Source organism: Providencia sp. PROV156 (assembly GCF_028480905.1).
GTDB lineage: Bacteria > Pseudomonadota > Gammaproteobacteria > Enterobacterales > Enterobacteriaceae > Providencia > Providencia hangzhouensis.
On sequence record NZ_JAMPPE010000010.1, the window covers coordinates 122,285 to 142,084 of the forward strand.

The 19,800-nt window shown below is 40.6% G+C and carries 20 protein-coding genes; 17 read left to right on the top strand and 3 right to left on the bottom strand.

The window, feature by feature from the left end:
* Positions 1-211 precede the first annotated feature (211 nt).
* From PSF31_RS09585 to tatC, 9 genes are all read left to right on the top strand, one after another.
* Positions 212-994 carry a tyrosine-protein phosphatase gene (locus PSF31_RS09585; RefSeq protein WP_096865127.1) on the top strand — a complete coding sequence of 261 codons (783 nt, stop codon included), beginning with the start codon at positions 212-214 and terminating at the stop codon, positions 992-994.
* A gap of 149 nt (positions 995-1,143) precedes the next feature.
* Positions 1,144-1,674 (top strand): DedA family protein, encoded by a 531-nt coding sequence (locus PSF31_RS09590; RefSeq protein WP_004260821.1) that lies wholly within the window; start codon positions 1,144-1,146, stop codon positions 1,672-1,674.
* A 107-nt stretch (positions 1,675-1,781) separates the two neighbouring features.
* Entirely contained in the window at positions 1,782-3,137 is a 1,356-nt protein-coding gene (rmuC, locus tag PSF31_RS09595) for a DNA recombination protein RmuC (protein ID WP_096865126.1), read from the top strand.
* 75 nt (positions 3,138-3,212) lie between these two features.
* Entirely contained in the window at positions 3,213-3,968 is a 756-nt protein-coding gene (ubiE, locus tag PSF31_RS09600; RefSeq protein ID WP_004260818.1) for a bifunctional demethylmenaquinone methyltransferase/2-methoxy-6-polyprenyl-1,4-benzoquinol methylase UbiE, read from the top strand.
* Position 3,969: 1 nt separating this feature from the next.
* Positions 3,970-4,623: a ubiquinone biosynthesis accessory factor UbiJ gene (locus tag PSF31_RS09605; RefSeq protein WP_094961391.1), complete on the top strand. Its 654-nt coding sequence runs from the start codon at positions 3,970-3,972 to the stop codon at positions 4,621-4,623.
* Positions 4,610-6,244, top strand: a complete 1,635-nt coding sequence (gene ubiB, locus PSF31_RS09610) for a ubiquinone biosynthesis regulatory protein kinase UbiB (protein WP_004260814.1) — start codon at positions 4,610-4,612, stop codon at positions 6,242-6,244. The genes PSF31_RS09605 and ubiB overlap by 14 nt, the downstream gene beginning before the upstream one ends.
* A 115-nt stretch (positions 6,245-6,359) precedes the next feature.
* Positions 6,360-6,641, top strand: coding sequence for a twin-arginine translocase TatA/TatE family subunit (gene tatA, locus PSF31_RS09615; RefSeq protein WP_096865125.1), 282 nt, complete (start codon positions 6,360-6,362; stop codon positions 6,639-6,641).
* Between the two features lie 3 nt (positions 6,642-6,644).
* Complete coding sequence (tatB, locus tag PSF31_RS09620; protein WP_004260808.1) at positions 6,645-7,190, top strand: Sec-independent protein translocase protein TatB; 546 nt, start codon at positions 6,645-6,647, stop codon at positions 7,188-7,190.
* 3 nt (positions 7,191-7,193) lie between these two features.
* On the top strand, positions 7,194-7,961 hold the full coding sequence (gene tatC, locus PSF31_RS09625; RefSeq protein WP_004260806.1) for a Sec-independent protein translocase subunit TatC: 768 nt from the start codon (positions 7,194-7,196) through the stop codon (positions 7,959-7,961).
* Between the two features lie 79 nt (positions 7,962-8,040).
* On the opposite strand, the gene rfaH is transcribed toward tatC, so the two are convergent.
* Positions 8,041-8,535: a transcription/translation regulatory transformer protein RfaH gene (gene rfaH / locus PSF31_RS09630; protein WP_036958310.1), complete on the bottom strand. Its 495-nt coding sequence runs from the start codon at positions 8,533-8,535 to the stop codon at positions 8,041-8,043.
* A gap of 165 nt (positions 8,536-8,700) precedes the next feature.
* Here rfaH and pepE point away from each other — a divergent pair, with 165 nt between their 5' ends.
* The 3 genes from pepE to fre all read left to right on the top strand — a co-directional run bounded on the left by pepE (position 8,701) and on the right by fre (position 11,871).
* On the top strand, positions 8,701-9,426 hold the full coding sequence (gene pepE, locus PSF31_RS09635; RefSeq protein WP_096865123.1) for a dipeptidase PepE: 726 nt from the start codon (positions 8,701-8,703) through the stop codon (positions 9,424-9,426).
* Positions 9,427-9,683: 257 nt separating this feature from the next.
* Positions 9,684-11,159 carry a 4-hydroxy-3-polyprenylbenzoate decarboxylase gene (ubiD, locus tag PSF31_RS09640; RefSeq protein WP_004260801.1) on the top strand — a complete coding sequence of 492 codons (1,476 nt, stop codon included), beginning with the start codon at positions 9,684-9,686 and terminating at the stop codon, positions 11,157-11,159.
* A gap of 10 nt (positions 11,160-11,169) precedes the next feature.
* Entirely contained in the window at positions 11,170-11,871 is a 702-nt protein-coding gene (gene fre / locus PSF31_RS09645) for an NAD(P)H-flavin reductase (RefSeq protein ID WP_036958308.1), read from the top strand.
* A gap of 225 nt (positions 11,872-12,096) precedes the next feature.
* Here the strand turns inward: fre and fadA are convergent, their stop codons facing one another.
* Positions 12,097-13,263 carry an acetyl-CoA C-acyltransferase FadA gene (fadA, locus tag PSF31_RS09650; protein WP_096865122.1) on the bottom strand — a complete coding sequence of 389 codons (1,167 nt, stop codon included), beginning with the start codon at positions 13,261-13,263 and terminating at the stop codon, positions 12,097-12,099.
* A 4-nt stretch (positions 13,264-13,267) separates the two neighbouring features.
* Positions 13,268-15,460: a fatty acid oxidation complex subunit alpha FadB gene (gene fadB, locus PSF31_RS09655; protein WP_096865121.1), complete on the bottom strand. Its 2,193-nt coding sequence runs from the start codon at positions 15,458-15,460 to the stop codon at positions 13,268-13,270.
* Between the two features lie 52 nt (positions 15,461-15,512).
* On the opposite strand from fadB, the gene PSF31_RS09660 reads away from it, so the two are divergent.
* Genes PSF31_RS09660 through hemG form a run of 5 tightly spaced genes read left to right on the top strand, consistent with a single transcriptional unit; the run spans position 15,513 to position 19,731 of the window.
* On the top strand, positions 15,513-15,698 hold the full coding sequence (locus tag PSF31_RS09660; RefSeq protein ID WP_141395924.1) for a hypothetical protein: 186 nt from the start codon (positions 15,513-15,515) through the stop codon (positions 15,696-15,698).
* 19 nt (positions 15,699-15,717) lie between these two features.
* Positions 15,718-17,052: a Xaa-Pro dipeptidase gene (pepQ, locus tag PSF31_RS09665; RefSeq protein WP_096865120.1), complete on the top strand. Its 1,335-nt coding sequence runs from the start codon at positions 15,718-15,720 to the stop codon at positions 17,050-17,052.
* Positions 17,052-17,666, top strand: coding sequence for an IMPACT family protein (locus PSF31_RS09670; protein WP_096865119.1), 615 nt, complete (start codon positions 17,052-17,054; stop codon positions 17,664-17,666). The genes pepQ and PSF31_RS09670 overlap by 1 nt, the downstream gene beginning before the upstream one ends.
* 28 nt (positions 17,667-17,694) lie before the next feature.
* Entirely contained in the window at positions 17,695-19,146 is a 1,452-nt protein-coding gene (gene trkH, locus PSF31_RS09675; protein WP_096865118.1) for a Trk system potassium transporter TrkH, read from the top strand.
* Positions 19,147-19,206: 60 nt separating this feature from the next.
* A complete protein-coding gene (gene hemG / locus PSF31_RS09680; protein ID WP_096865117.1) occupies positions 19,207-19,731 on the top strand; it encodes a menaquinone-dependent protoporphyrinogen IX dehydrogenase in 525 nt (174 codons plus the stop codon).
* Positions 19,732-19,800: the final 69 nt, after the last annotated feature.

Sequence of the window (19,800 nt, forward strand, 5' to 3'; positions counted from 1 at the left end):
TAGTCCTTTTACATACCTCTTATTTCTCTTTATTTCCTTTATAAATGTTACAATTGTTAATCAATTTACAGGAAATATTCTGATCCTCTTATTCGCTAGATCTGTTATTGTCATAAAAACAATTATCAATATTATGTGCCCTTAAATTGTTCAGGTTACATTTGTTTTATTGCTAACTGGAATGAAAGCTGTAGGGCGAAAAGGAATTATTATGTCAACAACACCTTATCTTCATCCTTCTGTTTTGCCTTTAAAAGGCGGTATTAACTTCCGCGATCTTGGTGGTAAAAAACTCGCTAATGGTGGGAAGATCAAGCCTGGAGTACTGTTTCGTTCCGGTGCGTTAGACCGATTGACCCAAGAGGACGAAGCTGTTCTACGTTCACAAAATCTTTTCCAAATCATTGATTATCGTGATGAAGCTGAAATCTTAGATAAGCCTGATGTCATTTGGCAAGGCGCGCATTATGTGCATGCGCCAGCAAATCCGTTAGCAAAAGAGGTCACAGCAAATTTAGATAAACTCACGCCTGAAATACTAGAACAATTTGACCCGCAAGCTTTTATGTTCCGTTTATATGAATTATTACCACTGAACAATCCTGCTTATCACCAATTGGTCAATTTACTCAAACAGCCAGAAAAAGGTGGTATCGTACAACACTGTGCGGTAGGAAAAGACCGTACAGGCGTCGGGTCCGCATTAGTATTATTTGCTTTAGGTGCAGATTTAGACACTGTAATGGAAGATTACTTACTGACTAATGAAACACTTGCACCATACCGCAAGCATTTACTCGAAGAACATGCAAAAACGATGGACGAAAGCATTGTGAAAAAATTTGAGTATGTCTATTCGGTACGTGAAGACTTTTTAAGAACGGCTCTAAACAGTATTGAAAGCCATTATGGCAATGTTGACCAATGGCTAGAAAAAGATTTTGGCTTAGGAAGGCAACAACGAGAAGCACTGCAGAGTCAGTTTTTGGACTAAGTTTCACTTACTGTAAGATGAGTTGTGGATAATCCATTTTTCCGTATCCACAACTTAGTTTTTCTAAAAATGTTTCTGCTTTGTTTAATCTTGATTTACCACTTTTTCGCTACAGTATTCTGATTATTCCCTAATGAAAGGAACTGACCGTGACACTCAATGAAATTGTCACCATAGTGACGGACTTTACACGCGAACATGAAGTATGGGCGCTTCCTATTATTTTCTTTTTGGCGTTTGGGGAATCTTTGGCATTTTTGTCACTCCTGTTACCAGCAACGGTTATTTTACTCGCGCTTGGCGCTTTAATTGGTGAAAGTAATATTACTTTCTGGCCAATATGGTTAGCAGCAGCTCTCGGTGCTTTCTTTGGGGACTGGCTCTCTTATTGGATTGGTTATCATTACAAAGAAAATGTACGCCATATGTGGCCGATTTCTCGTAACCCACAAATGATCGATAAAGGGCAGCGTTTCTTTGACCGATGGGGTATTTGGGGAATTTTCTTTGGGCGCTTCTTCGGGCCGTTACGAGCTATTGTTCCCTTGGTTGCAGGGATTTGCGCCATGCCACAACGGCATTTCCAACTTGCGAATATCGCTTCTGCGATGATTTGGGCATTTGGTATTTTAGCGCCGGGAGCGCTCGGCCTGAAATGGTTCGCAAGTTGGATAGGCTAAGCTTGCGAAGTGCTTCGCAAAATTTTCTTCGATGGCTAAATTACCTCTGGACACTTATACAGTATCCCATTACCTTACACTAGACTTTGTAAAGTAAGGATTTAACCGTGGATACCTCTCTTTTATATGCAGTTATTGGTGCGTTGAGTGGCGTTTTAGTTGGTGGTTTAGCCGCTTGGTTCTCTATTGCCCAAAAAATTGCGCAAAAAGATCAGGAACTACAACAACTCAACCGCCAACTTGCTGCAAGTGACGAAAAAAACATCCACCTTGCGCAATGGAAAGAAGAGTATGACAGGCTAGATCAAGAATTGCGCACTCAAAGGGATATTAACCGAGAACAAGAAGCGGAGCTTCGCGAAGTTATCACTCGTTTTGAACAGAACCAGCTAGCCAACGAAGAAAAACAGCGAATTTTACAAAATAGCGAACAACGGCTGACAGCACAATTCGAAAACTTAGCAAATCGTATTTTTGAACAAAATGAGCGTCGTGCATCAGAGCAACAACAAAAAAGCCTATTGGCGATGCTGTCACCTTTTCGTGAGCAATTAGAAGGTTTTCGTCAGCAAGTTCAGCAAAGTTTTGGTGAAGAAGCGAAAGAACGCCACACTTTAGCCTATGAAATTCGGCAATTACAGCAGCTCAATAATCAAATGACCAAAGAAGCGGTTAACCTGACACGAGCCTTGAAAGGGGATAACAAAATTCAAGGAAACTGGGGGGAAACTATTCTTACCAGGATCCTCGAAGTCTCAGGTTTACGTGAAGGAAGTGAGTTTGAAACCCAAGTTAGCATTAATACAAGTTATAATAGCCGCTATCAACCGGATGTGATTATCCATCTTCCTGAAGGGAAAGATGTGGTTGTTGATGCCAAAATGTCGTTGGTTTCCTATGAACAGTACTTCAATAGCGAAGATCCACATGAACAGCAACAGGCGTTAAAAAACCATGTGGCATCTATCCGCAATCACATGCGTATGCTAAGCCGCAAGGATTACCATCAGTTACCGGGAATTCGTTCATTAGATTACGTTTTAATGTTTATCCCTATTGAACCTGCGTATTTACTGGCTTTGAAAGAAGCTCCTGAGTTACTTGATGAAGGAATTAAACAGAATATTATGTTAGTTTGTCCTTCGACATTGTTAGTGGCGGTGAGGACAATTAATAATATTTGGCGGTATGAACGCCAAGGGCAAAATGCCCAGGAGATAGCAAATAGAGCAGCGAAAATGTATGACAAGCTGCGCTTGTTTGTGGATGATATGCAGGTTTTAGGCACCAGTCTTGATAAAGCAAATAATACTTACCTATCGGCAATGAAACGCCTTGCCGAAGGCCGTGGAAATTTAATTAGCCAGGCGGAAAGTTTTAAAGAGCTTGGGGTCGAAATTAAACAACCTATCCAGCCCCAATTGGTTGAGCGATCAGATACGTCTAATTGTGCGGAATCTTAGACTTCTGATAGGGTTTTGGCCCAAAGACTGTTACACTTCCTACAAAAGTTTGAATGATAAGCAGGCATAAGAGAAATGACTGAACCAACTAAAGAAACCATTGATTTCGGTTTCCGTACTGTCGGCAAAGAAGATAAAGCTGGCCTAGTAGCGAATGTTTTTCACTCAGTAGCATCAAAATATGACTTAATGAATGATTTGATGTCATTCGGTATCCATCGTATTTGGAAGCGTTTTACCATTGAAGCGAGTGGGGTGCGTCGTAATCAACGAGTACTTGACCTTGCAGGTGGAACGGGTGACTTAACCGCTAAATTTTCACGTTTAGTCGGTGAAAAAGGTGAGGTCATACTCGCAGATATTAATGATTCAATGCTAAAAATGGGGCGTGAGAAATTACGTGACCTAGGCATTGTTGGTAATGTTAATTATGTACAAGCCAATGCAGAAGAACTGCCATTCCCTGATAACTATTTTGATTGCATTACTATCTCTTTTGGTTTGCGTAATGTCACCGATAAAGACAAAGCGCTACGCTCTATGTTCCGAGTGTTAAAGCCGGGTGGGCGCTTATTGGTGTTAGAGTTCTCCAAGCCAATTATTGAGCCACTGAATAAAGCTTATGATGCCTATTCATTCCATATACTTCCTCGTATTGGTCAGGCGATCGTTAATGATCCCGATAGCTATCGCTATTTAGCTGAGTCAATCCGTATGCATCCAAACCAAGAAACACTAAAAGGTATGATGGAAAATGCAGGGTTTGAACAGGTGACGTACACTAATATGACAGGTGGAATTGTCGCATTGCATAAAGGGTTTAAATTCTAAGATGGAAGCACCATCAACACATACCGAAAATCAAAATACAGTTTTGTATTCTTTGATAACAGCATTGATGGAAACCTCTCTTAACCACATGTTGTTTAAAGAAAAAGTTCTACAGCCAGCTAGAATGCGCTTGGCCGGCAAGGTTATGGCTATTGAACTTAAAGAACTGAATAAAACGTTAACACTCGTTTTTGCTGAAAATCATGTTGATGTGTTAAGCCAGTGGGTTGAGCCTGCGGACTGTACCATTAAAACATCCATCTTTACGCTAGTTAAATTGAAAGACAAACAGCAATTATCTCAACTTATCAATCGTGGTGATATCGTGATTGAAGGGGATATGCAAATTGTACAGCACTGGTCTTCTTTACTTGACTTAGCAATTTGGAATCCTGCTCATTATCTATCACCTTACATTGGTGATGTTGCGGCAGAAGGTCTTAGCAAGTTCCTGAATAAAGGTGCTTGTCTTGCATCTCATTTAGTAAAACGGCAAAAAACGTATATCAAAGACGCAATAATTGAAGAATGGAAGATGGCGCCTAGCCAGCTTGAACTTGCTCATTTTAGTGATGAAGTTGAGCAAGTAGAAAATTCAATGAGTGCACTTGAGCAACGTTTAAGCCAGTTGGAGGAGAAGAATGACACCCGGTGAAATAAAACGACTTTACTTCATTATTCGGGTTTTTCTCTCTTACGGATTAGATGAGTTAATCCCCAAAACTAAACTAACGTTACCATTAAGAATAGGTCGCTTAGGTTTCTTTTGGATTAAAAATAAGCATAAAGACAAAACATTGGGCGAAAGACTTCGTCTCGCCCTTCAAGAACTCGGGCCAGTTTGGATCAAATTTGGCCAAATGCTATCGACTCGCCGAGATCTTTTCCCACCTGCAATCGCAGATCAATTGTCGCTATTGCAAGACAAAGTGGCAAGTTTTGATGGCAAACTGGCACGAGGCTATATTGAGGAATCTCTCGAAGGGCCTTTAGAGCAGTGGTTTGATGACTTCGATGAACAAGCTTTAGCTTCTGCGTCTATTGCTCAGGTGCATACCGCAACGTTAAAAGAAAATGGTAAAGATGTTGTCATCAAGGTTATTCGTCCTGATATTCTGCCAATTATTAAAGCCGATATTAAGTTAATGTATCGCATTGCAAATTGGGTTCCTTTGCTGCCAGATGGGCGGCGATTAAGACCCAAAGAAGTCGTGCGTGAATACGAAAAAACCTTGATCGATGAGCTGAATTTGCTCCGTGAATCGGCAAATGCCATTCAGCTTCGTCGTAACTTTGAAAATAGCGCCATGCTGTATATACCAGAGGTATATCCAGATTATTGCCGTGAAAACGTGATGGTGATGGAGCGTATCTACGGGATCCCAGTTTCCGATATTACTGCGCTTAAAGCGCAGGGAACGAATATGAAACTGCTGGCAGAGCGTGGTGTTAAGGTCTTCTTTACACAAGTTTTCCGCGACAGCTTTTTCCATGCTGACATGCATCCAGGAAATATCTTTGTTAGTTACGATCATCCAGAGGACCCTAAATACATAGGGATAGACTGTGGGATAGTCGGCTCATTAAACAAAGAAGATAAGCGTTATTTGGCAGAAAACTTCATTGCTTTTTTTAATCGTGATTATCGTAAGGTAGCAGAACTGCACGTTGACTCCGGCTGGGTTCCTTCAGACACAAATGTGGAAGACTTTGAGTTTGCTATCCGTACCGTATGTGAGCCTATTTTTGAAAAACCATTAGCTGAAATTTCGTTTGGGCAAGTATTATTGAATTTATTTAATACAGCACGTCGTTTCAACATGGAAGTTCAACCACAGTTGGTATTATTACAAAAAACATTATTGTATGTAGAAGGCTTAGGACGGCAGCTTTACCCACAGCTTGATCTCTGGAAAACCGCAAAACCATTTCTAGAGGACTGGGTTCATAGCCAAGTAGGGATACCTGCAATTACTCAGGCATTAAAAGAAAAAGCACCTTATTGGGCAGAAAAAATGCCTGAAATACCGGATTTAATTTATGGTGCATTACGGCAGCATAAGTACTTACAATCAAATATCGATCAACTAACTCAACAACTGAAAAGTCAGCGTAATAAGCAGCGTAAATCTCAGTACCTTTTAGGTATCGGTGCTACATTTATTCTCTGTGGGACTCTATTCCTCATTTCTAATCTCACACCGTTTGGAATTGTATTTATGGTGGCAGGTGCACTGTCTTGGTTGTTTGGTTGGTGTAAAACCGGCGGAAATTAAGTAAACTTTGTTTTGCGACAAGTTTATAAGGCTGTGAACATTTCCGTATTTTGTGTTGGTTGTATATAATAGATCTAATAACAATTGATCCCAAAACTATATAGAGGTATTAACAATGGAATCAACTATTGCAATGGCTGCTTTCGGTAGTCCTTGGCAACTCATTATCATTGCTTTACTTATTATTTTAATTTTCGGCACCAAAAAATTGCGTTCTTTAGGCTCAGATTTGGGTGAGTCACTCAAAGGCTTTAAAAAAGCAATGAGTGATGACGAAAAAGCAAAAGCAGAACAAGAAAAGCAAGATGCTGACTTCGCACCTAAAAATATTACTGAACAACAGGCTGCTGAAAAGAAAGAAAGCCCAGTTGAGAGCAAAAACAAAGAGCAGGGTTAAACCGTGTTTGACATAGGTTTTAGTGAACTGTTGCTTATTGCAGTTATTGGTCTCGTTGTATTAGGCCCTGAGCGGTTACCAGTGGCAGTGAGAACTGTCGCTGGGTGGATCCGTGCGATGCGCTCTATGGCTGCAAATGTACAAAACGAGTTATCGCAAGAGTTAAAGCTGCAGGAGCTGCAAGAAACGCTGAAAAAGGTGGAAGAAAAAGCTAATTTAGAAGCGCTTTCTCCTGAACTTAAGCAGTCAATGGAAGAACTGCGTACAGCGGCACAATCGCTTAAAAGCGATTACCAAGCGACAACCAATGATATTGAAACAGAGTTAAACAAAGCAAAAGAGATCACTGACAGTTACGATAGTGCTGTAAAGGAAGCGAAAGATAATACTCAGCAGCCACCTGAAGAGTCTGATCCAAACCCTGAGCATGCTGCTAAAATGGCGGCTGTTGTTGAGGATGAAAAGCCAGAAGATTCAGTTGCCGTGAAAACAGTAGAATCACTCGATGCTAAAGTAAAAAACTCTAATCAAACTGAAAGTGAAAAATAACACATGGCTGTAAATGATACACAACCACTTATTAGCCACCTCATTGAACTTCGTAAACGGCTGTTAAACTGTTTAATTACAGTTTTAATTGTTTTTGCTGCGCTTGCTTATTTTTCAAATGATATCTATCGGCTGGTAGCAGCCCCTTTGATTGATAAGCTACCAGTAGGTTCGCAAATGAGTGCGACGGATGTGGCGTCAACATTCTTTACCCCAATTAAATTGACAATGATGGTTTCGGTTTTTGTGTCGATACCGGTTATTCTCTATCAAATTTGGGCTTTTATTGCACCTGCCTTATACAAGCATGAACGCAAACTCATGTTGCCTTTGCTTGTTTCAAGTAGTTTCTTGTTTTATTTGGGAATGGCATTTGCCTACTTCGTTGTTTTTCCGCTCGCATTTGGTTTCTTTGTTAAAACGACCCCAGATAGCGTTAATTTTATTCCCGATATCAGTAAATATCTTAGTTTTGTCATGACATTATTCATGGCTTTTGGTGCGGCATTTGAAGTACCTATTGCAATTATTTTACTGTGTTGGACAGGCGTGACTACACCGGAATCCCTGAAACGTAAACGTCCTTATATTTTAGTTGGGGCATTTATCGTTGGGATGTTTTTAACGCCGCCAGATGTACTCTCTCAAACTTTGCTTGCTGTTCCAATGTATTTGCTTTTCGAGCTCGGAGTTTTACTATCCAATTTCTATGTTGGTAAAGGTAGAAACCGGCAAGAAGGGGCAGAGGAAGAAGAAAAAGAAGAGTCTTGATTTGCATTAAATTATCTTTAATTTGCAATGCAAAAAGGTGAAAAGCCCTTTAAGAAGGGCTTTTCATTGCTTAAAAAGCTCAATCTGTATTTTTTTTAAATTGCGTATTATCAACCACTTTAGGTACACTTTTATTTAAAATATTCAGTAAAAGAATAGAACGATACTCTCCATTAGGCTCATCAAAAATAGCTTGTACTCCCGCGAAAATACCTTCGGTAATTGTCACTTGGTCGCCATGTTTTGGTATATCTGGTGCGACGGAATAACTAACGGGGGTTTGTTGTAATAGCTCAATAATTTCTTCGGGGACTTCCGTCGGAAATTGGCCAAAACGAATAAAATGGCTAACCCCTCTTGTTGATTGGATAGTTGTCGTATGAATTTCATTATGATCAAATTTCACAAATAAGTAGTTTGGAAACAAGGCTTCTTGCACTGTCACCCTTTTCCCTCTAACCACCTTTTCCATTTCAGTCATGGGCGTCATACAAACAACATTCTGTCGGTTTAAATGCTCCATAGCCCGTTCAATTTGGCCGCGTTTGCAATAAAGCAAATACCATTTTTCCATTTTTTTGAATTCCATCTGACAAAACTATGTTTATGATAACAAATTACGACATAACAATGTGACTAATGAAGAACAGCACCATATTATTGATATGCTTAGGTCTATATTAACCGAATATAGTCTTATGATAACTGTAATGCAAAAACCAAATCAGTAGGAGACATAATGGATATCTTTTTGTTGAGTAACGGCAAGCTACCAGGCAACCCGGTATGGCTCAGCTACGCCTTACCTCGAATCAAAGAAATGATTGTTCGTAAGAACATAAAGTCAGCAGTTTTGGTTCCGTATGCAGTTCTTCGCGGTTCACATGACGAAAGAGCAGAACAGCTTTCAGATGCGTTGGGAATAAAAGTTACGTCTATTGAGCACTTTTCTAGTCCTGTGGAAGCGATTGAGCAGGCAGAATGTATTCTTGTGAGTGGTGGTAACACTTGGTGGTTGAATAAATGCCTACATGAGAATGGGTTGATAGTTGCGATTCAACGTGCGGTTCGTGAGCGTGGTGTGCCATATATCGGCTGGAGTGCAGGATGTAATGTAGCGACTCCAAGTATCCGTACTACGAATGATATGCCTGTTAGTAATGCTGCAATTATGCCATCTCTGGGGCTATTTCCATTACAAATTAACCCTCATTATATTGATGCTCATATTTCTGGTCATATGGGCGAAACTCGTGATGAACGATTACAAGAATTTTGTGTGATTAATCCTCATGAAGTTGTTGTTGCGCTCAGGGAAGGAAGTGGGTTACAAATTAAAGGTAATGAACTTCATTATTTCAGCGGAAAAGATGAAGGTTTTAAACTATTTCAGCATAATAAAACATTCTCAGAGCAATTTAATACATTACTATTAGAAAAATTAGTCCCTTTTGATTGCCAGTAAAATGGCATACTAAACCAGAAAAAGATTGATTTTAAAGTATTTTATACCCTAAATAATTTGAGCTACAGGACGGCGACAAGGGAAGATAGGTGAAGAGCATAGATAAACTATGTGACTCGGCTAGGCTAGCTGAGCGTAGTCACTTATACTTCAACGAAAAGCGCTGTAACTTGAAGGATTAAGGGTATAGACAGTAACTTGTAACCTTGGCCGGACGTCTTATAATGGGACTCCCCCTGTAACAGTAAAAGAAGATAATGAAATACCGTGACCTTAGAGATTTCATCTCGCAACTTGAGAAGCAAGGCGAGCTAAAACGCATTACAATGGAAGTCGACCCCTATTTGGAAATGACTGAAATTGCAGATCGCACACTAAGAGCAGGGGGGCCGGCCCTATTATTTGAAAATCCCAAAGGCTATAACATGCCTGTCTTGTGTAACCTGTTTGGAACAACTAAACGTGTTGCGATGGGGATGGGGCAAGAAGACATAAAAGCTTTACATGATGTAGGCAAATTACTTGCTTTCCTAAAAGAGCCTGATCCTCCGAAAGGCTTTCGTGACCTTTTCGATAAACTACCAAAATTCAAACAAGTGCTGAACATGCCTGCAAAACGGCTAAGCTCTGCGCCTTGCCAGGAACAAATTTGGGCCGGTGAAGACGTTGACCTTACAAAAATCCCAGTTATGCATTGTTGGCCTGAAGATGCCGCTCCTTTAATTACATGGGGGCTGACAGTAACTAAGGGCCCACATAAAGAAAGGCAAAACTTAGGTATTTATCGTCAGCAAGTTCTTGGAAAAAATAAAGTCATTATGCGTTGGTTGTCTCATCGCGGTGGCGCTCTGGATTTTCAAGAATGGTGCCAAGCGCATCCCGGTGAAAAATTTCCTGTTGCAGTCGCCCTGGGTGCAGACCCAGCAACCATTTTAGGCGCGGTAACACCGGTCCCTGACACATTGTCAGAATATGCTTTTGCGGGGTTATTACGTGGTAATAAAACCGAGGTTGTTAAATGCATATCGAATGACCTTGAAGTTCCCGCTGGCGCTGAAATTATTTTAGAAGGGTATATTGAGCCAGGTGAAATGGCTCCCGAAGGTCCTTATGGTGACCATACCGGTTATTATAATGAAATAGACAGTTTCCCGGTATTTACTGTGACTCATGTGACTCAGCGTCGTGATGCAATTTATCATTCAACTTATACGGGAAGGCCACCAGATGAGCCCGCAGTATTAGGGGAGGCGTTAAACGAAGTCCTTGTTCCCATTCTTCAAAAACAATTTCCTGAAATTGTTGATTTTTATCTTCCTCCTGAAGGGTGCTCGTATCGTCTTGCCGTTGTGACAATGAAAAAACAATATGCAGGACATGCCAAAAGGGTCATGATGGGGGTCTGGTCATACCTGCGCCAATTCATGTACACTAAATTTGTTATTGTTTGTGATGACGATATTAATGCACGGGACTGGAAAGATGTTATCTGGGCAATTACAACTCGGATGGACCCTGCTCGTGATACCGTGATGATGGAAAACACACCAATAGATTATCTCGACTTCGCTTCCCCTGTGTCTGGGCTGGGTTCAAAAATGGGGCTTGATGCCACCAATAAATGGCCGGGTGAGACAGATCGTGAATGGGGGCGTCCTATCGTAATGACAGAGAGCGTTAAATCTCGCATTGATGATATTTGGGAACAATTAAATATTTTTGACAAAAAATAAGAGGGAAACCATGGCAACTTTAAGCTGTAAAGTAACATCTGTTGAATCTATCACGGATACGGTTTATCGGGTGATTTTGTTGCCAGATGGTCCTTTTCATTTTAAAGCAGGCCAATATTTAATGGTCGTGATGGATGAGCGTGACAAACGACCATTTTCAATGGCTTCAACTCCTCATAATAAAGAAACTATTGAGTTACATATCGGTGCTTCTGAAATCAATCTATATGCAATGGCAGTAATGGATAGAATTTTGGATCAAAAACGTATTGATATCGACATCCCACATGGTAAAGCTTGGTTTCGAGAAAATAGCAGTAATGCCATGATCTTAATTGCTGGTGGGACAGGTTTTTCCTATACCCACTCAGTATTGCTTGCGGCTTTAGCTGAAAACCCGAATCGTGATATCACTTTCTATTGGGGTGGTCGTCAATTGGAGCACTTATACGATCTTGGCGAATTACAGGCTCTTAGTGAAAACTATCCTAATTTAAAGATCACACCAGTTGTAGAGCAACCAGATGAACTATGGCGAGGCAGAACAGGAACGGTTCTGAGTGCAGTGCTAGAAGATTTCGGTGACTTATCAGGCCATGATATCTATATTGCAGGCCGTTTTGAAATGGCGAAAATAGCTAGAGAACGGTTTTGTAATGAGCGCGGAGGTAAACCGGAGCAGTTATTCGGTGATGCTTATGAATTCATTTAACCCGTCCTAGTTCGAATTGTAGGGGTGTTGGCTTCATTCATTCGCCCTAGTCACATACTTTTGTATGCTCGTAGGGTCTCATTCATTTGCCGCCTACCTACAACCCGAACTATGAGGGTTAAACTTGTTGTGGATATTTGGCTAGAAAGAGGCAAAAAAAACCCGCCCCTGACTAGGCGGGAACATCGACAAAATACAATGTTTGCGAAAACTAAAAATAAATTGTTAAACTCGTTCGATAATTGTGGCTATACCTTGGCCGAACCCGATACACATGGTGGCTAAACCAAACTGTTTATCGTTTTGTTCTAAATGATTAAGCAAAGCTGTTGAAATTCTTGCTCCTGAGCATCCCAAAGGGTGGCCAAGTGCAATAGCCCCTCCGCTGAGATTTACTTTATCATCTAATTGGTTTTCTGATAGCTTCAAGCCTTTTAGACATGCAATAGATTGTGCCGCAAAAGCTTCATTTAATTCAATAATATCAATATCATTTAAAGTTAGTCCTGCTCGCTTTAAAGCGAGCTCACTTGCTGGCACAGGCCCAAATCCCATGATTGATGGATCACAGCCAACAACGGCCATTGCGCGTATTTTAGCTCGTGGTTTAATTCCTTGCTGAGTGGCATAACTTTCGCTGGTCAGTAGCATCGCGGACGCACCGTCAGATAGAGCAGATGAATTACCTGCGGTCACCGTTCCACTAACAGGGTCGAAGGCAGGGCGAAGAGCCGCTAAACCTTGCAAGCTTGCATCAAAGCGAATCACTTCATCATAATTTACTGAAATGAGGTTACCTGTGGCATCATGGCCATTAATTGGAACGATCTCGTTATTGAACTTCCCTTTTTCCGTTGCTAGGGCTGCAAGCTGGTGAGACCTTAATGCAAATGCATCTTGCTCTTCCCTGCTAATTTTATACATTTTGGCCAGCATTTCAGCGGTCAGTCCCATAGCGCCTGCGGCTTTAGCAACTCGTAAAGTCAGTTTAGGGTTGAAATCTATACCATGAGTCATTGGTACGTGACCCATATGCTCCACTCCACCAATGAGTACTGATTTTGCATCACCCGTCATAATTAACCGGCTCGCATCATGTATTGCTTGCATTGATGAACCGCAAAGGCGATTTACTGTAACGGCAGGAACCGTATGAGGTATATCCGTGAGTAATGCTGCATTTTTAGCAATATTAAACCCTTGCTCCAGTGTTTGCTGAACACAACCCCAGATGATGTCATCCAATTCTTTGTTACTTGCGTTTGGATTACGTTCAAAAATCGCATTCATGAGGTGTGCAGAAAGGTCTTCAGCTCTAACATGGCGAAATACCCCACCTTTTGAACGGCCCATTGGTGTACGTATTCCATCAATAATGACGACATTTTCCATAAAATTAACCTCTCGCAACTTTTTTGACATCAATCGCCACTACAGGTGGCTGTGGGTAATATCTTGCATTGGTAGCCGCTTTTTCTTTTAAGCCATTAGGCGCATGATATAGAGGACTTAAATGCTGTAAAGATTCCGTCGTTTTTAAGTAAGACTGGCAGCCTAAGGTATCTAAATAGCAGAACACCCCTCCTCTGAATGGTGGAAAGCCTAAACCATAAACTAAAGCAATATCTGCATCTGAAGGGCTTTGAATAATACCTTCCTCTAAGCAACGAACAACTTCGTTAATCATAGGAGCCATCATTCGAGCAATAATTTCTTCTTTGGTGAAAGTGCGCTTTGTTGGGCAAATAGTAGCAAGTAATTCATCAGCCCTAGGGTCATTAATTTTTTTCGGTTTCCCTTTTTTATCTTTTTCATATTGATAAAACCCTTGGCCATTCTTTTGACCAAAGCGTTGTTGTTCATACATCACATCGATGGCATTTTTGCCTTTTTTCCCCATTCGTTCAGGAAAACCTTGAGCCATAACTTGCTCTGCATGAAAAGCAGTATCAATACCAACAACATCAAGAAGATAAGCAGGCCCCATTGGCCAGCCAAACTCTTTTTCCATGACTTTGTCTATTTCTCTAAAGTCAGCCCCATCCTGTAACAGTAAGTTAAAGCCCGCAAAATAAGGAAAAAGTACCCGGTTAACAAAGAAGCCAGGGCAGTCATTGACAACAATAGGGGTTTTCCCCATTTTATTGGCGTAGGCAACAACCTTGGCAACAGTGTTATCAGAAGTTTGTTCTCCTCGGATAATTTCAACTAATGGCATCCGATGCACTGGGTTAAAAAAGTGCATACCGCAGAAATTTTCTGGGCGTTTTAGTGATTTTGCGAGGGTTGAAATTGGAATAGTTGATGTATTTGAAGCCAGTATAGTTTCACTTGTTACTAAGGACTCAACTTCAGATAATACAGCGGCTTTGACTTTCGGGTTCTCAACAACGGCTTCGACGACGATTTGGCTATTTTCCACCCCGTTGTAAGATAATGAGGGATGAATAGATGATAAGGTTGCCGCCATTTTCGCTGCGGTGATTTTCCCACGCTCAAATTGATTATTTAATAGCTTTTGTGCTTCTTCAATCCCTAAGTCTAATGACTTAACATTAATATCCTTCATTAAGACAGGTACGCCTTTACTGGCAGATTGATAAGCAATGCCTCCGCCCATAATCCCTGCACCTAATACGGTAGCATACGTTGGAATATCAACATGTTGTGCGATTTTTTTACTGTTTGACTTAACTTGTTGGTCATTTAGAAAAATATTCACTAACGCACGTGCAACATCACTATGCGCTAGAGGAACAAATGCAGCTGTTTCATGCTTCAAGGCTTCATCACGAGTGCAATTTGCTGCCTTTTCAATCGTATTTACAGCAGTCATAGGCGCTGGATAGTGTTTGCCTGCAACCTTGTACACCATCCCCTTAGCGACATTGAAACTCATCGTTTGCTCAATAGGTTTCAATTGTAGAGGGCTAAGCTTAGGTTGACGTTTTTTATGCCAATTGAAGGCCCCAGCAATTGCAGATTCAATGACTTGCAGCGCTGACTGTGCGAGAGCTTCTGTATTAACAACCGCGTCAACAAGGCCTAGTTTTAAAGCTTGCGAGGCATCGACATCTTTACCCGCAGTAATAATTTCTAATGCGCTATCCAAACCAATTAATCGAGGAAGCCGAACGGACCCACCAAAGCCAGGCATGATCCCAAGTTTTGTTTCAGGAAGCCCAATTCGAGCATCAGGTGAAGCGATACGAAAATCAGTGGATAAAATGCATTCACAGCCACCACCTAATGCATAGCCATTAATGGCACAAATCGTTGGAACAGGTAGGTCTTCAATGCGATTAAAAATACTATTAGCGTAGTGCAACCAATCGCTTAGTGTTTCTTTTGACGCTTCAAAGAGTGAAAGAAATTCTTTGATATCAGCGCCAACAATAAAAGCGGGTTTATCAGAACGGAAAATTACACCTTGCAGCTCGGTTTGTTGCTCAAGAACAGACACGGCTTCATCAAGTGAAGCAACGGTGTGGGTATCCAATTTATTAATTGGCCCTGGTGAGTTAAAAACCAGTTCTGCAATCCCTTGTTTCAACCATTGAATATAGATAGTGTCACTTTGATAAAGCATTCTGCTCTCCTCTACGTGGTAGTGTTATCTGGTACGACCAGATGAGGTGAGTGTGACTAGAATGTTAATTAATTGCAAACTTTTAATAACAAAAATGGAAGGTTGGTCACAGCAATTAAGCGAAATAATTAATGATTTAAATGATAAAGGTATTATATATCAAATGATTAATGATGGTTTGCAACAGAGTGCATATCCGTTAATAACAGAACGTGGTAAGCTTGATTTTTCTAATTAATGCTGAAAGGTTGAAAGAAATGGAAAAACTGACTGCACTCTACGCTGAACACATTAAAACGTTACAAAACAGAACTCAGCAAGTTTTACAGCGCAGCAAATTAGATGCCATATTGATTCATTCGGGTGAACCCCTACGCATCTTTCTTGACGATAGCGACTATCCTTTTAAAGTTAATCCTCATTTCAAAGCGTGGGTACCTGTCACTGATGTTCCACACTCATGGTTATTAGTTGATGGCGTAAATAAGCCTAAGCTATGGTTTTATTCACCTGTTGATTATTGGCATAGTGTTGAACCACTGCCGAACAGTTTTTGGACCAAAGATATTGAGTTAATCCATTTAAAAAATGCAGATGACATTAAAACCTTCCTAGCAAGTCTACCGAAAGAAAATGTGGCTTATATTGGTTCTGCAACTGCAAGGGCTGAGTCATTAGGTATTTCGCTACATAATATCAATCCCAAACCTGTTTTAGATTACTATCATTATCATCGTTCTTATAAAACAGATTATGAACTTTACTGCATGCGTGAAGCGCAAAAAATGGCTGTAAATGGGCACCTCGCTGCTCTTGAAGCATTTCGCGCAGGAATGAGTGAGTTTGATATTAATATCAGTTATTTACAATCAACCGGACATCGAGATACCAATGTCCCTTATGGTAACATTGTTGCACTGAATGAAAATGCAGCTGTATTGCATTACACTAAACTACAGCAAACGGTACCGAACGAATTACGCAGCTTTCTTATTGATGCAGGTGCTGAATATAACGGTTATGCTGCTGATATTACGAGAACTTATGCTGCAAAAGGGAAAGATGAATTTGCTGAATTAGTTGCGGATGTCAATACGGAACAGCTCGCTTTAATTGATACAATCAAGGCGGGTGTACGCTACACAGACTATCATGTAGATATGCATCATAGAATTGCTAAGATACTGACTAAACATGATATTATTAAAGGTATTAGTGAAGAGTCAATGGTGGAAAGTGGTTTAACAACGCCATTTTTGCCTCACGGTTTAGGGCATCCGCTTGGTTTACAAGTCCATGATGCTGCTGGTTTTATGCAAGATGACAGTGGTACACATCTCGCGGCTCCTAAAATGTATCCATTCTTGCGTTGTACTCGTGTTTTAGAACCTAAAATGGTATTAACTATCGAGCCTGGGCTCTACTTCATTGAATCTCTATTATCTGAATGGAGAAATGGGGAGTTTAGCCAGCACTTTAATTGGGATAAAATCGAGTTCTTCAAACCTTACGGTGGTATTCGTATTGAAGATAATATTGTGATCCACGCAAATCGTATTGAAAATATGACTCGAGACTTACATTTACGTTAATGAAACCTTATTTAATACCGGCTGAAACTATTTCTTTTACAGAAGAGATCAAAAAAAGCCAATTTATTACGTATTTAGCTCATACAGATGGTATTGAAGCGGCAAAAGATTATATTCAATCAATTAAAACTCAATACCCAGATGCCCGGCACCATTGCTGGGCATTTGTTGCTGGCCGGCCTGATGATTCACAAAAGTTAGGGTTCTCTGATGACGGGGAACCGACAGGAACAGCAGGAAAGCCCATTATGGCGCAACTATTAGGTAGCAACCTAGGGGAGGTTACCTGTGTCGTCGTGCGTTATTTTGGTGGAATAAAGCTAGGGACGGGGGGGCTCGTTAAAGCCTATGGAAATGGTGCCCAGCAAGCATTAAAAATATTACCCACAAAGATAAAAGTACCACAAAAAATCTTTAACTTAGAGTGTGACTATTCATTGATTAATGCAATTGAACAACTGCTTGTTCAAGTGAATGGCACGGTTTTGCACAGTGATTATAATGAAACTGTCTCTTTACAAATTGCAATTCCTGCTACTCTTGAGCAGGAGGTCAATGATAAATTACGCGATGTAAGTCGTGGAGCCTTAACGCTCACGCCAGAATCGGAATAGTAAACAGTTTTATCAAGGAACCTGCCGAATGCATTTTCGTGCAATAACCCGTATAGTCGGGCTGCTTGTCATCATCTTTTCTTTTACCATGGTTATTCCTGGTATTGTTGCGCTAATTTATCGAGATGGTGCAGGGCGAGCTTTTAGCCAGACTTTTGTCACTGCTTTGCTAATTGGCCTTTTTTTGTGGCTACCAACCCGTAATAGCCGGCACGAACTTAAAGCAAAAGAAGGTTTTCTTATTGTTGTTTTATTTTGGACTGTGCTGGGAAGCGTTGGGGCATTGCCGTTTATTTTTTCGGAAAGACCCAATCTTTCGGTAACTGATGCTTTTTTTGAATCTTTTTCAGGCTTGACTACAACTGGTGCGACAACGCTAACAGGGCTTGATTCCTTGCCCAAAGCTATTTTGTTTTATCGGCAAATGCTTCAATGGCTTGGGGGGATGGGGATAATTGTACTCGCAGTTGCAATCTTACCGCTTTTGGGCGTTGGGGGAATGCAGCTATACCGCGCAGAAATGCCGGGTCCTTTGAAAGACAATAAAATGCGCCCTCGTATTGCAGAGACGGCAAAAACATTATGGCTTATCTATGTTCTACTCACAATTGCTTGTGCGGTGGCTTTATGGATAGCCGGAATGGATGTTTTTGATGCCATTTCTCACAGTTTTTCAACCATTGCTATCGGTGGGTTTTCAACTCATGATGCCAGTATTGGTTATTTCAACAGCCCTGCGATTAACACTATTATTGGTATTTTCCTGATTATCTCTGGTTGTAACTTCGGTTTGCACTTTGCTGTATTAACCGGACGTAGTTTGGGAATTTATTGGCGCGATCCCGAATTTAGAATGTTCATAAGTTTCCAATTTGTCTTAGTGGTCATTTGTACTTTAGTGCTTATGTTTCATTCTGTTTATAGTAGTTTTGGTCAAACGCTTGACCAAGCCTTCTTCCAAGTTGTTTCAATGGCAACGACGGCTGGTTTTACAACGGATAGCTTTTCGGGATGGCCTCTTTTCTTACCAATGCTTCTATTATGTGCTGCATTTGTTGGGGGGTGTGCAGGCTCGACAGGTGGTGGGTTAAAAGTTATTCGTATCTTGTTACTTTTCTTACAAGGTTCGCGTGAGTTAAAACGCTTAGTTCATCCTAATGCAGTCTACACAATCAAACTGGGGCAAAGAGCATTACCAGAAAGAATAATTGAAGCCGTTTGGGGGTTCTTTTCTGCCTATGCACTTGTTTTTGTTGTTAGCTTATTATTGCTGATCGCAACAGGTGTTGATGAGTTTTCTGCGTTCTCAGCAATAGCGACCACACTCAATAACTTGGGACCAGGTCTTGGGACTGTCGCAGATAACTTCACATCAATGAATCCAGCTGGGAAATGGATTCTAGTGGTGACTATGTTATTTGGGCGCTTAGAGGTTTTCACTTTATTAGTGTTACTGACTCCCACTTTTTGGCGTGAATAGTCGAGCGCAACTAATAAATAATATTACCTATATAGAAATGATAATAATCTAGGAACAATAATGAGCTATTTACTTTTACATTCCAGTACGGATGGGCAAACTAAAAAAATTATTTTAAAAATAGCAGAACAACTGAGGAATTCAGGTCGTGAATGCGATATTCGTGATTTAAATACTGACCAACAGCTTAATTTATCAGGTTACGATAAAATATTGGTAGGAGCATCCATTCGTTATGGGCATTTCAATAAAAAACTACAACGTTTTGTGACCTCTCATCAAAATCAATTGAACTCAATGAAAACAGGTTTTTTTGCTGTAAATTTGACGGCAAGAAAAGAAGGTAAGAATACAGTAGAAACTAACGCATATACGCGGAAGTTTTTAGAAGCGTGCCCTTGGAAGCCAACATTGAAATCTGTTTTTGCCGGAGCACTGTTTTACCCTCGTTATACATGGTTTGATAGAATGATGATCCGCCTAATTATGAAAATGACAGATGGCCCAACCGACCCAAAAACAGAAGTTGAATATACTAATTGGGAAAAGGTAGCCGAATTCGCAACTGAATTTGATAGTTTGTAGGTCGTAATTTCAACAAAATGTAGTTATTTTATGTTTTTTGTTTAATAAATCATCGCTTGGTAAAATAAA